This is a genomic window from Kitasatospora sp. NPDC001119 (assembly GCF_053598475.1).
In genome coordinates this window covers 97262-111899 of the sequence record NZ_JBSFKI010000013.1, presented here as the reverse complement: position 1 = coordinate 111899, position 14638 = coordinate 97262, and the positions used below count along the sequence as shown (strand labels likewise).

General features: G+C 73.1%; 10 protein-coding genes. 7 read left to right on the top strand and 3 right to left on the bottom strand.

Going from position 1 to position 14638, the window contains the following annotated elements:
- Nucleotides 1–37: 37 nt before the first annotated feature.
- From ACWDD9_RS18160 to ACWDD9_RS18150, 3 genes are all read right to left on the bottom strand, one after another.
- Entirely contained in the window at nt 38–1084 is a 1047-nt protein-coding gene (locus tag ACWDD9_RS18160; RefSeq protein WP_449812023.1) for a hypothetical protein, read from the bottom strand.
- Between the two features lie 131 nt (nt 1085–1215).
- The gene (locus tag ACWDD9_RS18155) at nt 1216–1851 is read right to left on the bottom strand and encodes a hypothetical protein (RefSeq protein WP_449812022.1); all 636 of its coding nucleotides are present in this window, start codon (nt 1849–1851) and stop codon (nt 1216–1218) included.
- A 291-nt stretch (nt 1852–2142) separates the two neighbouring features.
- Nucleotides 2143–3585: a glyceraldehyde-3-phosphate dehydrogenase gene (locus ACWDD9_RS18150; protein WP_049660894.1), complete on the bottom strand. Its 1443-nt coding sequence runs from the start codon at nt 3583–3585 to the stop codon at nt 2143–2145.
- 252 nt (nt 3586–3837) lie between these two features.
- Between ACWDD9_RS18150 and ACWDD9_RS18145 the strand changes: the two genes are divergently transcribed.
- From ACWDD9_RS18145 to ACWDD9_RS18115, 7 genes are all read left to right on the top strand, one after another.
- The gene (locus ACWDD9_RS18145) at nt 3838–5988 is read left to right on the top strand and encodes a UvrD-helicase domain-containing protein (RefSeq protein WP_449812095.1); all 2151 of its coding nucleotides are present in this window, start codon (nt 3838–3840) and stop codon (nt 5986–5988) included.
- A gap of 126 nt (nt 5989–6114) precedes the next feature.
- Nucleotides 6115–6597, top strand: coding sequence for a GreA/GreB family elongation factor (locus tag ACWDD9_RS18140; protein ID WP_074004089.1), 483 nt, complete (start codon nt 6115–6117; stop codon nt 6595–6597).
- 269 nt (nt 6598–6866) lie between these two features.
- The gene (locus ACWDD9_RS18135; protein ID WP_449812021.1) at nt 6867–8198 is read left to right on the top strand and encodes an MFS transporter; all 1332 of its coding nucleotides are present in this window, start codon (nt 6867–6869) and stop codon (nt 8196–8198) included.
- Nucleotides 8186–9061, top strand: a complete 876-nt coding sequence (gene fdhD / locus ACWDD9_RS18130) for a formate dehydrogenase accessory sulfurtransferase FdhD (protein WP_449812020.1) — start codon at nt 8186–8188, stop codon at nt 9059–9061. The genes ACWDD9_RS18135 and fdhD overlap by 13 nt, the downstream gene beginning before the upstream one ends.
- A complete protein-coding gene (locus tag ACWDD9_RS18125) occupies nt 9062–9982 on the top strand; it encodes a LysR family transcriptional regulator (protein ID WP_449812019.1) in 921 nt (306 codons plus the stop codon).
- Nucleotides 9983–10124: 142 nt separating this feature from the next.
- On the top strand, nt 10125–12470 hold the full coding sequence (locus ACWDD9_RS18120; RefSeq protein WP_449812018.1) for an FdhF/YdeP family oxidoreductase: 2346 nt from the start codon (nt 10125–10127) through the stop codon (nt 12468–12470).
- A 489-nt stretch (nt 12471–12959) separates the two neighbouring features.
- The gene (locus ACWDD9_RS18115; protein ID WP_117490557.1) at nt 12960–14609 is read left to right on the top strand and encodes an NRAMP family divalent metal transporter; all 1650 of its coding nucleotides are present in this window, start codon (nt 12960–12962) and stop codon (nt 14607–14609) included.
- Nucleotides 14610–14638: the final 29 nt, after the last annotated feature.

The following is a 14638-nucleotide window of genomic DNA, read 5'->3' as shown; positions in this document are numbered from 1 at the left end:
GGCGGCGGCGCCCGTACGACTCGGCGCCGGGTGCGCGTCAGCGCCAGTACGAGGTGCAGCGGTCGCGGTGGGCGCGGAAGGCCTTGACCGGATCGCCCGACAGGTAGTGCCAGGGCGCCTTGGTCACGAGGCCGTCCAGCGCCTCGAACAGCAGGCGCGCGGTCTTGGGCTGGTCGGCGAGGGAGAAGGCCATCGCGAAGGTGTTGAAGGAGCCCTGCCAGCCGCGCGCCGGCTCGAAGGCCGGGTGCAGGACGGACCGGAAGGCCGCCTCCTGCAGCCCGGCCACCACGGCCGGACTGGCCAGGTAGGCGCGGTCCTCGCCGTCCGGGAGGGCCAGCCAGTGCTCCAGGTGCGCGACCGCGACCAGCTCGCCGAGGTGGCTGCCCTCCGGGGCGGCGAGCATCGTCGAGCGGGCGAACGCGTGCATCTCCTCGTGCGAACCGCCCCACTTGGCGCTCAGCTGCTGAAGCCTGACCCAGTGCGAGGCGGAGCTCCCCGGCGCCCGGCGCACCGCGGCCTCGAAGCGGCAGGTGGCGACCTCCGGGCCGAGCGAGGCCCCGAGGGCGCTGGTCTGCAGGAACCGCCAGGGGGCGTGCCAGGACGGCTCGCGCTCGGCGACCTCCAGCAGCTGCTCCTCGGCGGTGTCCAGCCGCTCGTGGAACGCCTTCCAGCGCTCCTCGGTGACGTCCTTGGCCCGGGCGCCCGTCCGGGCCTCCCAGCCCCAGGCGATCTGCCGGGCGCCGGACAGCAACAGCAGCAGCGTGTCGTCCGGGGCGTCGGCCAGCGCGCGGGACGTCCACTGCTCGACCCGGGGCACGTCGGATATCGCCCCGACGAGGAAGGTCAGCTCCTCGCCCTCGGCGGCGGCCAGCGCGGGGCGCAGCGCGGCCCAGTCCCCGGCGGAGGCCTGCCGGAGCATCAGGCGCAGCGACTCGTCCCCGTACGCCGGGTCGAGCCGCGGCTCGCCGCCACCGGCCGGCGCGGGCGCTCCGGCTCCCCGGCGGCCGAACCCGAACCCGAACCCGCGCCGCTCGGCCCGGTCCTCCGCGCCCTCCCCGCCGGAGCGGCGTCGGAACAGCGGCATGTCTGGCCCCCTCGAACGTCATCGGTATCTTTCGCACGACCGCACAGCGGCCACGGGAAAAGTACATATCACGGTCGACTGACATCCGTTTGCCCAGCCCAGCGCCCTGCCCGCCCGGCGAGGGGGTTCCGTCAGGCCGCGCCGAGCCCGGCGTCCGGCGTCTTCCCGGCCTGCGCCTGCTCGATCCGGTTCACCAGCATCACCGCGAACCTCCGCGTCGCGGGCACGTCCACCGGACCGCCCTCGCTGGTGACGCTCGCCACCACGGTGCCCGACCGCACCACGATGCCGACGCCCTCGCCCTCGGCCAGCGGCCCCTGGAAGGCCTGGCTCTCGCTGCCCAGCGCCGGGGTGTCGACCTTCTTGAACGGCCCGGCGGAGTACGAGGCGTAGTTCTCCTTCAGCCGCTGCGCCGCCGCGTCCCGGCTGGGCAGGGTGTCCACCAGGAAGCGGACGACCACGTCGCCCGAGGAGAACCGGACCGACCCGCTCAGCGGCTTGCCCGCGCAGGAGGCCGCGGCGGCACCGGCACAGGTGACCTGGTGGTCGGCGGTGTCGACCTTCCGCTTCTCCTCCTCCCACCCGGTCATCGCCTTGGCGTCCGGCAGCACCTGGCCGACCACCTTGTCGTCCAGCAGCGCCGCCTCCAGGTCCGCGTGCGGGGCCTCGGCAGCGGCCGGGGCCGGTGCGGAGGCCGGCGCCGAAGCCGCCCCGGGGGTGTCGGCGGCCGCCGGCGCGGACGCGGACGCCCCCGCCGTACCGGTCACCGCTCCCGTCGCGGCCGGACCCGACGCGGACGAAGCCGCGGTCGAACCCGCGGCCGCCCCGCCCGCGCCCTTCGAAGACCCCCCGGAGGAGCACCCCGTCAGCACACCCGTCAGCACCCCGGCCGCCGCCACCGCGGCGAGCACCCGCCGACCACCCATCCCGATCACCCTCCCCAGTCCTGTCAGTGATCCCTCAAGATAGCGACCGCCCCGCCCGCGAACGCCGACGGGGCGGCGACCTGTCGGTCACCGCCCCGCCGTACTGCTCCGTCGTCCTGCCCTATCGGTGGATCAGACCGCCGGAACCGGGTAGGTCGGGTACTCGACGCCCGAGATGTACTGGACGACCCGGATCACCTGGCACGAGTAGCCGAACTCGTTGTCGTACCACAGGTAGAGGATCGCGTTGTCGCCCTCGACCTTGGTCGCGCCGGCGTCCACGATCGAGGCGTGGCGCGAGCCGATGAAGTCGCTGGAGACGGCGTCGGGCGAGTCGGTGAAGTCGATCTGGCGCTTCAGCGGCGAGGTCAGCGAGACGTTCCGCAGGTACTCCAGGACGTCCTCGCGGTTGGTCTCCCGCTTCAGCTGGAGGTTGAGGATCGCGATGGAGACGTCCGGCACCGGGACGCGGATCGAGCTGCCGGTGATCTTCGCCTGGAGGTCCGGCAGGGCCTTGGCGACGGCCGAGGCGGCACCGGTCTCGGTGATCACCATGTTCAGCGGCGCCGAGCGGCCGCGGCGGTCGGCCTTGTGGTAGTTGTCCAGCAGGTTCTGGTCGTTGGTGAACGAGTGGACGGTCTCCACGTGGCCGCGGACCACGCCGTACTCGTCCTCCATCGCCTTCAGCGGCGGGACGATGGCGTTGGTGGTGCACGAGGCGCAGGACAGGATCTGCTCGTCCGGCTTGATCGTGTCGTGGTTCACGCCGTGCACGATGTTCGGGACGTCGCCCTTGCCCGGCGCGGTCAGCACGACCTTGGCGATACCGGGGCGCAGGTGCTTCGACAGGCCCTCGCGGTCGCGCCAGCGGCCGGTGTTGTCGATCAGGATCGCGTCCTTGATCCCGTACTCCGTGTAGTCGACCGTGGTCGGGTCGTCGGAGTAGATCACCGTGATCTCGTTGCCGTTGGCGATGATCTTGTTGTTCGCCTCGTCGACGGTGATCGTGCCCTGGAACTGGCCGTGGATGGAGTCACGGCGCAGCAGCGAGGCGCGCTTGACCAGGTCGTCGCCGCCGCTGTTGCGCACGACGATCGCCTTCAGCCGCAGGCCGTTGCCCGAGGCCTTCTCGACCAGCAGCCGGGCGACCAGCCGGCCGATGCGGCCGAACCCGTACAGCACGACGTCCTGCCCGGACCGGCGCTCCAGCTTGTTCTCACCGGTGGCGCCGACGACGGCCTGGGCGGTGAACTCCGCCACCGACAGGCCGCGGTCGTCCGCCTTGTACGTCGCGGCGAGCATGCCGAGGTCGATCTGCGAGGGGCCGAGGTCCAGGGCGGTCAGGGCCTCAAGGAACGGCATCGTCTCGGTGACCGAGAGCTCCTCGCCGGCTATCTGCCGGGCGAAGCGGTGCGTCTTGAGGATGCTGACCACCGACTTGTTCACCAGGGACCGGCTGTGGAGCAGAACGGTGACGTCCCGCTCCCGGTGCAGCCGCCCGATGATCGGGATCATCGACTCCGCGATCTCCTCGCGGTTCTTCCAGTCCGTGAACACGTCGTCGTTGACAGTCACAAGTCCATCTTTCGAGCTGAGGGTGTTGCCCACATGGTAGCTTCGCCCGCCCGCGCCCCGACCGCCGGTCCCTCCCCCACCCTCCCCACCCGAGCCCCCGACCTGCGCTTTCCCCCCACCCCCACCCCCGAAGGTGATCACCGCCACCCTCGATCCGACCACCCGTCGGGCGGCCCGGCGTGAGTGATCATCCGGGCCAGTACAGTGAAACGCACGGCCCGGGCGGACGGGCACGGGCACGAGGGGGCCGGGGTGGCGACGCTGGGCATGCACCGGGACTTCCTGATGGAGTTCGCGGCGCTGGAGAAGCCGGTGCAGCGGCGGGTCTTCGAGACCTTCGAGAAGTTCACCGAGGCCACCCACACCGGCGTGCACCTGGAGAAGCTCACCAACCAGCGGGACCCCCGGATCCGGACCATCCGGATCACCGACTTCTGGCGCGGGGTCGTCCTCAAGGCCGACCGGGGCGACGGCTACCTCCTGCTGAAGGTCCTTCCGCACGACAAGGCCAACGACTGGGCGGTCAAGCACCGGGCCTCGGTCAACGCCGCCACCCAGGGCGTCGAGATCCGCAACGACGTCGCGCTGGAACGGGCCTCCCGGTCGCTGAAGGCGCTGGCCGCCGACGAACCCCGCAGGCTCTTCGCCGACCGCTCCGACAAGGTCCTGCGCAGCCTGGGCGTCGACGAGGAGATCCTGCCGATCATCCGGCTGCTCCCCGACGAGGCCCATCTGGAGGCGCTCCACCGCGTGCTGCCGGAGCAGCAGTTCGACGTCCTGGTCGGCCTCGCGAGCGGGATGGAGCCGGCCGAGATCGATCGTGAGATCGTCCGGGCGTACGCCCGGGCGGCCGCGCCCACGAGCGTCGACCAGCCCGCCGACGGGCTGGTCTCGGCGATGGCCCGCGCGCGCGGCCGGGTCGCCCTGGTGTCCGGGCCCGACGAACTGCTGGAGATCCTGGAACGCCCCTTCGACGCCTGGCGGATCTTCCTGCACCCGGCCCAGTACCGGGTCGCCTACCGGGAGTCGTACAGCGGGCCGGCCCGGGTGACCGGCGGCCCCGGCACCGGGAAGACGGTGGTGGCCCTGCACCGGGCCTACCACCTGGCCCGCCGGTTGCCGGCGGACGCGCCTGACGGATCGATTCTGCTGACCACCTCCTCCGAGGACCTCGCCGCGGAGCTGGAGCGCTGCCTCGCCCTGCTCGTGACGGACGGACGGATCCGGGCGAAGGTCCGGGTGGTCACCGTCGACGCGCTGGCCGCCGAGGTCCTGCGGCGCTCCCCCGGCGGCGCCCCGTCGAAGGTCCTCTTCCAGCAGCACCCGATCCAGGCCCGCTGGGGACGGGTCGCCCGCCGGCTCGGCGTCGGGTTCACCGACCTGTTCCTCGACCAGGAGTGGCGGCAGGTCGTACTGGCCCAGTCGATCGGGAGCCGCGAGCAGTACCTGAAGGCACCGCGGACCGGCCGGGGCAAGGCCCTCGGGACGCCGGAGCGGACCGAACTGTGGCGCGCGGTGGCCGCGTTCGAGGAGGAGCTGCGCAAGGCCGGGGAGTTGACGTACCTCCAGGTCTGCGCGCGGGCCGCGCGGATGCTCGACGAACAGGGCGACCGCCCGTTCCGGCACGTGGTGATCGACGAGGCGCAGGACCTGCACCCCGTCCAATGGCGGTTCCTGCGCGCGCTCGTGGCCACCGGCCCGGACGACCTGTTCCTCTCCGGCGATCCGCACCAGCGGATCTACGGGAACAAGGTCTCGCTGCGCTCGCTCGGCATCCAGGTGGTCGGCCGCTCCTTCCGACTCCGGATCAACTACCGGACGACACAGGAGATCCTCACCTGGTCCGCGTCCCTGCTCACCGGCGAACGCCCGGACGACATGGACGGCGGGGAGGACTCGCTGGCCGGCTACCACTCGACCCTGCACGGCGCCCACCCCGACGTGTCCGGCCACCCCGACCGGGCCGAGGAGTTCCGGGCCCTCGTCGCCCGCGTCGAGGAGTGGACCGCCTCGGGCGTGAGCCCGGAGGACATCGGTGTCGCCGTACGGACCGGACGGCTCGGCCGCGAGGCCGCCCACGCCCTGGGGCAGGCCGGGATCCCGACCCACGTGCTCGGCGACGCGCCGTCCCCCGGCATACGGGTCGGCACCATGCACCGGATGAAGGGCCTGGAGTACCGCTGCGTCGCCGTGGTCGGCGTCAGCGACGGCACGGTCCCGCTGCGCAGCGCGATCACCCCGGCGGACACCGACCCGCTGCAGCACCAGGAGGACCTCACCGGCGAGCTGAGCCTGCTCTTCGTGGCGTGCACCCGCGCCCGCGAAGCCCTCAGCGTGTCCTGGCACGGCACACCCAGCGTCTTCCTCGAACCGATCGTCCCGGCCCGGCTGCTCACCCGCTGACCCACGGCCCCGCGGGGCCCGCTCCGGGTGGTCGACCGGCCCGGAAGTTGCCCGGGGGTGCGGGTGGTGGGGTAATGGGAAACGGCCGGTGTTCGAGTGTGTGACGAGCAGCCCCGGGAGCTTGGGATGAGCGGTGGGCCGGAACCGATCAGTGCCGAGGGTCTGCGTGCGGTGCGGGAGGAATTGGCGCAGCTGCGGGTGGAGCGGGGGGAGGTGGCCGCGACGCTGCGCGGGGTGGATCCGGTGGGGGACCGGGCGGACGCGGCGGACGAGTTGCAGCGGGCGTCGGAGGTGGCGCGGCTGGACCGGCGGATCGTCGAGCTGGAGGCGCGGCTGCGGGAGGCCGAGGTGGCCGGAGAGCCGTCCGCGCGGGTGGTCGGGGTGGGGTCGACGGTGAACGTGCGGTTCGACGACGGCACGGAGGAGACCGTCGAGATCTCGGAGATCGCGGAGGAGCGGGACCTCACCCTGGTGACCTTCGACAGCCCGCTCGGGAAGGCGCTGCTCGGGCGGCACGCCGGGGAGACGGTGAACTACGACACCCCGGCCGGCGCGGCCAGCGCGGTGGTGCTGTCGGTGGGCGCCGACGCGGGCCCGCAGTCGGGCTGAGGCGGCGCTGGGCGGCACGGCACAGCGCGGCACGGCGCGGCACGGCGCGGCACGGTCGAATTCCGGTCGGAATTCCGGGGGAAACGGGCCGGGATATCGGCGGATATCCGCGGGGCTGTTGATAGGCGGGGCTTATCGGTTCAGTCGCGTTGCCTCTTTGACGTGCCGCGATGGCCTGCCGGACACTGGACGGGAATCGGGGAACCGCGAATTCCCAGCGAATTCACGCCCCCGGAAAGCACCCGAGAGAAACCGAGCAGAGCGCGCGCATGCCCCCGTCCCGCACCGCCCGCTGGCTCCCGGCGGCCGCCGCCGTCGCCGTCGCCGCCTGGGGCGCCAACCAGTTCACCGCGCTGGCCACCGTGTACCGGGCGCGCACCGACTGGTCGGCGCTCTCGCTGTCCGCGATGTTCTCGGTCTACCTGGTCGGCCTGGTGCCCGGGCTGCTGCTGGGCGGGCCCGCCGCCGACCGGTACGGCCGGCGGCGGACGGTGCGCGGCGCGCTGGGACTGTCCGCCGCCGCCAGTGTCGTGCTGGCGCTGCCGGACGAGCCGTCCGTGTACGCCGCCCGGCTGGCCACCGGCTTCGCGGCCGGGCTGGTCTTCCTGGCCGGGACGGCCTGGCTGCGCGAGCTCTCCGGGCCCGCCGTCCCGCCCGAGCGGGCGGCCCGCCGGGCGATGTACGCCACCGGTACGGGCTTCGCGGCGGGCGCGCTGGCCTCCGGGGTGCTCGCCGAGTGGCTGCCCGGCCCGACGGTGCTGCCCGCCCTCGCCCACGCGCTGGGCTGCCTGCTGGTGCTGCGGGCCACCCGCCGGCTCCCGGAGACGAAGCCGGAGGCCAGGGCAGGGGTCAGGGCAGGGACCAGGGCGGCGGGCGGGCCGGAGAGCGCCCCTGGCCGCGGCACGCCCCCGCACCGCACGGCGGCCGTCCGCCACCCCCGGTTCCGCTACGTCGTGCTGCCCGCCAGCCCGGCCGTGCTCGGCGCCGCCACCGTGGCGTACGTGGTGCTGCCGCCGCTGGTCGCCGACCGGGTGCCCGGCTACGCCCCGCTGTTCAGCGGCCTGGTCGCGGCGCTGACCCTGGCCACCGGCGTGGTCGCCCAGCCCTTCGCCGCCCGGCTGGACGACGCGGACAGCGCCCGGGCCACCCTCACCGCGATGGCCACCGTGATCGCCGGGCTGCTGCTCGGCGCCGTCGCCGCCGCCCGCGACTCGGTGGGCCTGGTGGTGGCCGCCGCCGTGGTCCTCGGCACCGGGTACGGGCTGACGCTCGGCGCGGGGCTGCACGAGGTGGAGCGGCTCACCCGGCACGCCCCCGACCCGCGCGCCTCCGGCCCGACCTCCGCCTCGCTCTACCAGAGCACCACCTCCAGCGGCTTCCTCACCCCGCTGCTGCTCGCCGGCACCGCCGGCCACGCCTCCTACCCGGCGCTGCTGGCGGGCATGGCGGCCGTCGGCCTGCTCTGCCTGGCGGTCACCGCCGCCCACAGCCGCCGCCACCTGCCGGCCGGGGAGCACCCTGAGCCGCCGACGCGCGAGGATGCATCCGTACAGTCCGTCGCCAGCACACCACCGAGGAGCCGACCGCCATGGGCCGAGTGACCGTACCCCGCAGAGTGCTGCGCCTGCGCCAGGGCGCGCCCTCGTACCGTCCCGACACCCTGGCCGCCGAGGAGCCGATGGAGATCCGGGTCGGCGGGCGCCCGCTGACGGTGACCATGCGCACCCCGGGCAGCGACTTCGACCTGGCGGCCGGCTTCCTGGTCAGCGAGGGCGTGGTGCACGCCGCCGGGCAGGTGGCCGGCATCCGCTACTGCGCCGGCGCGACCGCAGACGGCGGCAACACCTACAACGTGGTGGACGTCCAGCTCGCCCCCGGCGTGCCCGCCCCCGACGCCTCGCTGGAGCGCAACTTCTACACCACCTCCTCCTGCGGCCTGTGCGGCAAGGCCAGCCTGGACGCGGTGCGCACCACCGCGCCGTGGAGCGTCACCGAGGACGGGCTGCGCGTCACCCCCGCGCTGCTCTCCGCGCTGCCGGACCGGCTGCGCGCCGCCCAGAAGGTCTTCGACAGCACCGGCGGCCTGCACGCGGCCGGGCTGTTCGACGCCGACGGGCGGCTGCTCTGCCTGCGCGAGGACGTGGGCCGGCACAACGCCGTGGACAAGGTGGTCGGCCACGCCCTGCGCGAGGGGCTGCTGCCGGCCCGCGGCACGGTGCTGATGGTCAGCGGCCGGGCCTCCTTCGAGCTGGTGCAGAAGGCCGTGATGGCGGGCGTCCCGCTGCTCGCGGCGGTCTCCGCGCCGTCCTCGCTGGCCGTGGACCTCGCGGAGGAGACCGGGCTGACCCTGGTCGGCTTCCTGCGCGGCGAGTCGATGAACGTCTACACCCGCGCGGACCGGATCGACGTCGGCCCGGACGTCCGAACCGACGCCGAGGCCGCCGTCCGGGAGGAAGGCCGGTAGATGCTCTTCCGCCAGCTGGAGTACCTCGTCGCGCTCGCCCGCGAGCGCCACTTCGCCCGCGCCGCCCAGGCCTGCCACGTCTCCCAGCCCGCGCTCTCCGAGGCCCTGCGCAAGCTGGAGGACGAGCTGAAGGTGCTGCTGGTGCGGCGCGGGCGCAGCTACGAGGGCCTGACGCCCGAGGGCGAGCGGATCGTCCTGTGGGCGCAGCGCATCCTGGCCGACCGGGACGCCCTGCGGGACGAGGTGGACGCGCTGCGCACCGGCCTGGCCGGACGGCTGCGGATCGGCTCGGTGCCGACCGCCTCGGGCGCCGTCCCGCTGCTCACCGGACCGTTCTGCACCGCCCACCCGCTGGCCGCCGTGGAGCTGTCCACCGACCTGCGATCCGACGAACTCCTGCGCCAGGTGCGGAACTTCGAGATCGACGCGGGCATCACCTACCTGCCCGGACCGGGCGCCGACGACCTGCGCGCGCTCCCGCTCTACGAGGAGCGGTACGTCCTGCTGACCGGTCCGGCCGACGAACTGGCCCGGCACCCCCGGGCGACCTGGGAGGAGGCCGCCCGGCTGCCGCTGTGCCTGCTGCACCCGGGCATGCAGGGCCGCCGGGTGCTGGACGAGGTGTTCGCGGGCCTCGGCCTCGAGGCCACGCCCCGGGTCGAGACGGACTCGGTGGCCTCGCTCTTCGCCCACGTCCGCACCGGCCACTGGGCGAGCATCGTGCCGTACGCCTGGCTGCACGTGTTCGGCGTGCCGCACGGGATGCGGGCCGTCCCGCTGGCGGAGCCGGTGCACAGCGCGCTGATCGGGCTGGTGACCGCCGCCCGGGAGCCCGGCTCGGTGATGGCCCGCGCGCTGCTGGAGGTCGCCCGGCGCACCGAGGTGGCCGCCGTCCTCGGCAGCCTGCCGGGCGGCGCCTGACCACCGGGCGCCCACGCCGGGCGCACGGACCCTGGGCACGGAGGCCCGGCACCCGCGGCCGCTCGACGCGCGCGCCCCGACCGCCCGGCATAGCCTCGACCCAGCCCCGGTTGTCCGACCCGTGCGACGGAAGGCGAGTACCGTGACCACCTCCGACGACGCCGCCACCACTCCCCCGCGGAAGCAGCCGCAGGAGCCCCCGCGGGAGCCGCGGGAGGACGTCGGCCCCTCCCCCGCCGGGCCGCCCCACGTCGCGCCGTACCACCACCCGGCCGCCGGCTGGGGCGCCGCCAAGAGCGTCACCCGCTTCCTGGCCCGCGAGGGCGCGTACCTGGACGGGCCGCGGGCGGTGATGCGGATGAACCACGAGAACGGCGGCTTCGACTGCCCCGGCTGCGCCTGGCCCGACGACACCAAGGGCCTGCACCTGGACATCTGCGAGAACGGCATCAAGCACGTCACCTGGGAGATGACCCGCAAGCGGGTCGGCCGGGAGTTCTTCGCCGCCCACTCGGTGACCGAGCTGTCCGGGTGGAGCGACTTCGCGCTGGAGGACCAGGGCCGGCTCACCGAGCCGATGGTCTACGACCCGGACACCGACCACTACGTCCCGATCGGCTGGAAGGACGCGTTCGCCCTGGTCGGCCGCACCCTGCGCGGGCTGGACGACCCGAACCGGGCGGCGTTCTACACCTCCGGCCGGCTCGGCAACGAGGCGACCTTCCTCTACCAGCTGCTGGCCCGCGAGCTGGGCACCAACAACCTGCCCGACTGCTCCAACATGTGCCACGAGGCCAGCGGCCGGGCGCTGCAGGCCTCGCTCGGCACCGGGAAGGGGACGGTCGACCTCAAGGACTGGGAGGTCACCGACGCGCTGTTCATCCTGGGCGTCAACGCGGCCTCCAACGCGCCCCGGATGCTCACCTCGCTCGCCGAGGCGTACAAGCGCGGCGCGCAGGTCGTCCACATCAACCCGCTGGTCGAGGCGGCGGCGACCCGGACGATCATCCCGCACGACTTCACCGACATGGCGCTGAACCGGGCCACCCGCACCAGCACCCTGAACCTCCAGCCGCGGATCGGCGGCGACATGGCGCTGCTGCGCGGCATGGCGAAGGCGGTCCTGGAGCAGTCCGCGGCCGACGACCGGGCGCTGGACCGGCTGTTCATCGACCGCCACACCACCGGCTTCGAGGCCTACCGCGACATCTGCCTGGCCACGCCCTGGGAGGAGATCGAGCGCCAGAGCGGGCTGGAGCGGGCCGACATCCTCGGGGCGGCCCGGGTCTACCGGGAGGCCGACCGCTCGATCTTCAGCTGGTGCCTGGGCGTGACCCAGCACGAGCACGGCGTGGACACCGTCCGGGAGATCGTCAACCTCCTGCTGCTGCGCGGCAACCTGGGCCGCGAGGGGGCGGGCCCCTCCCCGGTGCGCGGGCACAGCAACGTCCAGGGCAACCGCACCTGCGGCATCGACCACCGGCCCGCCGCCGGGTTCCTGGACCGGCTCGCCGAGGTGTGCGGGATCGAGCCGCCGCGCGAGCACGGGCTGGACACCGTCGGCACGATCGAGGCGATGCGGCGCGGCGACGTCACGGTGTTCGTCGGCATGGGCGGCAACTTCGCGCTCGCCGCGCCGGACACCCCGTACACCCGGCAGGCCCTGGAGACCTGCGAGCTGACCGTCCAGGTGAGCACCAAGCTGAACCGCAGCCACCTGGTGCACGGGCGGGCCGCGCTGATCCTGCCCTGTCTGGGCCGGACCGAGAAGGACCACCAGCGCGCCGGGGTGCAGTCCACCTCGGTCGAGGACTCGATGAGCATGGTGCACCTGTCGGTCGGCATGAAGCGCCCGGCCTCGCCGCACCTGCTCTCCGAGCCCGCGATCGTCGCCGGGATGGCCCGCGCGGCGCTGCCGGACAGCGCCACCCCGTGGGAGTGGTACATCGAGGACTACGACCGCATCCGCGACACCATGGCCCGGGTCCTGGACGGCTTCGAGGACTTCAACCGCCGGGTGCGGCTGCCGCTGGGCTTCCGGATCAAGCAGCCGGCCCGCGAGCTGGTCTTCGACACCCCCTCCGGCAGGGCCGAGTTCTCCGCCGCCCCGCTGCCCGACGTCGTCCCCGGGGCGGGCACCCTGGCGCTGGGCACGATGCGCTCGCACGACCAGTGGAACACCACCATCTACTCGGACGACGACCGCTACCGGGGCGTGAAGAACCTGCGCACCCTGGTGTTCATGAACCGGGACGACATGCGCGAGCGCGGGCTGGCCGAGTTCGACCGGGTGGACGTCACCAGCACCGCCCGGGACGGCAGCACCCGCTCGGTGCACGGCTACCTGGCCGTCCCGTACGACATCCCGCGCGGCTGCGCGGCCGGGTACATGCCGGAGCTGAACGTGCTGTGCGCGATCGGCGACTACAGCACCCAGAGCGACCAGCCGATCATGAAGCACCTGAAGGTGACGATCGAGAAGTCCTGAAGCGGAGGACCGGGACGAGCGCCGCGGAGCGACCGGAACGCCCGGAACGCCCAGAACGCCAAAGGTAAAGGTTTAACCAAGTGCGCAAGTATCACCTCCGGACGGGACTAAGCTCTGACGAGTTGGGGTGAACCGGCGGTCGCGTTGCGCGGGCCGGTGAACTCCTTGCCGCGTCGATGACACGCACCACGGGGTGCGCCGGCCGGGAGGAGGCGAGAGACATGGATTGCAGTAGTCCGGGCCACAGTTGCCCCTACCCCCGCTTGCCCTCGTACACCTCCGGCATGCGGTAACAACCTTCCCTGCACCACGTCCTGACGATCCGTCAGCCACGACGTCCACGCCACGTCCGCACGAGGCTCCGCCGTGCCCGCACACCTCCGTACGGGCCGCGCAGCCGCGCGCCGATGCGCCGTGTCCGCTTGCAGGGAGCGCTGCCGCCTGCCTCCGAACCGCCCCGCCTGTCCGGGGCCCAGGGAGGAAACCACCATGACCACCCACGCCACTCTCAACTCCACTGTCCCCGAGCCGCGTTCGGCCGTCCTGGACGACGCCCACGTCGGCGACATCAAGGGTGCGCTCGGCACCATCCGACTCGACGACACCACGCCCCGCCACGGCCTGTCGGCGCGGCTGAAGACCCTGCTCGCGATCATCGGGCCCGGCCTGATCGTGATGGTCGGCGACAACGACGCCGGCGCCTTCTCCACCTACGGGCAGGCCGGGCAGAACTACGGCACCCAGCTGCTGTGGACGCTGCTGATGCTGGTCCCGGTGCTCTACGTCAACCAGGAGATGGTGCTGCGGCTCGGCGCCGTCACCGGGGTCGGGCACGCCCGGCTGATCCTGGAGCGCTTCGGCAAGTTCTGGGGCGCGTTCAGCGTGATCGACCTCTTCCTGCTCAACGCGCTGACCCTGGTCACCGAGTTCATCGGGGTCACGCTCGCGGCCGGGTACCTCGGCCTGCCGAAGGCCGCTTCGGTGGTGCTGGCGGCCGGAATCATCATCGCCTCGGCCTTCACCGGCTCGTTCCGGCGCTTCGAGCGGGTCGCCGTGGCGCTCTGCCTGGGCTCGCTGCTGCTGGTGCCGATCTACTTCATGGTCCACCCGAAGACCTCGCAGATGGCGCACGACTTCGTCGTCCCGAGCATGCCGGGCGGGTCCGGTCAGCTCGCGGCCGTGATGCTGGTGATCGTCTCCATCGTCGGCACCACCGTGGCGCCCTGGCAGCTGTTCTTCCAGCAGTCGTACGTCATCGACAAGCGGATCACCCCGCGCTTCATGAAGTACGAGAAGGCCGACCTCTGGATCGGCATCGTGATCGTCATCGTCGGCGCCGCCGCCATGATGGGCCTCACCGCCGCCGCCTTCGCGGGCACCGACGGCTTCGGCCAGTTCTCCGACGCGGCCGCCGTCGCCCGGGGCATCGAGGACAAGGCCGGGCACCTGGCCGGCGTGCTGTTCGCGATAGCCCTGCTGGACGCCTCGATCATCGGCGCCTTCGCGGTGTCGCTGTCCACCGCGTACGCGATCGGCGACGTCTTCGGCATCAAGCACTCGCTGCACCGCGGGGTGAAGGGCGCCAAGGGCTTCTACGGGATCTACGCGGGCCTGGTGGTCGCGGCCGCGGCGATCACGCTGCTCTCCACCGACTACACCCAGGGCCTGATGACCCAGTTCGTCCAGGTGCTGGCCGGGGTGCTGCTGCCCTCCGCGACCGTCTTCCTGCTGCTGCTCTGCAACGACCGCGCCGTACTGGGGCCCTGGACGAACGGGCCGAGGACCAACGCCTTCACCTCGGCGGTGGTCGGCGTCCTGGTGATGCTCTCGCTGATCCTCACCGCCGCCGTGGTCTGGCCGGACATCAGCTCCGACGCGATCCTGTGGATCATGGCCGGCTGCGGCGTCGCCGGTGTGCTCGTCGCCGGGTACTTCTTCACCTTCGGGCGCCGCGGCACCAAGGAGGACCCGGTCGACCGCACCGGCCGGGAGAACTGGCGGATGCCCCCGCTGGAGACCCTCGACAAGCCGGTGCTGTCCACCGCCCGCAAGGTCGGCATGGGCGCCCTGCGCGCCTACCTGCTGATCGCGATGGCGATGGTCGTCGTCAAGATCGTCCAGACCGCGCTGAACCACTGAGCCGACCGGCTCCGCGCACGCCCTGCCCG

Coding starts and splice junctions, on each gene's coding strand:
- ACWDD9_RS18160 (WP_449812023.1), bottom strand. CDS start 1,084: ATGCCGCTGTTCCGACGCCGCTCCGGCGGGGAGGGCGCGGAGGACCGG.
- ACWDD9_RS18140 (WP_074004089.1), top strand. CDS start 6,115: ATGAGCGGTGGGCCGGAACCGATCAGTGCCGAGGGTCTGCGTGCGGTG.
- ACWDD9_RS18135 (WP_449812021.1), top strand. CDS start 6,867: ATGCCCCCGTCCCGCACCGCCCGCTGGCTCCCGGCGGCCGCCGCCGTC.
- fdhD (WP_449812020.1), top strand. CDS start 8,186: ATGGGCCGAGTGACCGTACCCCGCAGAGTGCTGCGCCTGCGCCAGGGC.
- ACWDD9_RS18125 (WP_449812019.1), top strand. CDS start 9,062: ATGCTCTTCCGCCAGCTGGAGTACCTCGTCGCGCTCGCCCGCGAGCGC.
- ACWDD9_RS18115 (WP_117490557.1), top strand. CDS start 12,960: ATGACCACCCACGCCACTCTCAACTCCACTGTCCCCGAGCCGCGTTCG.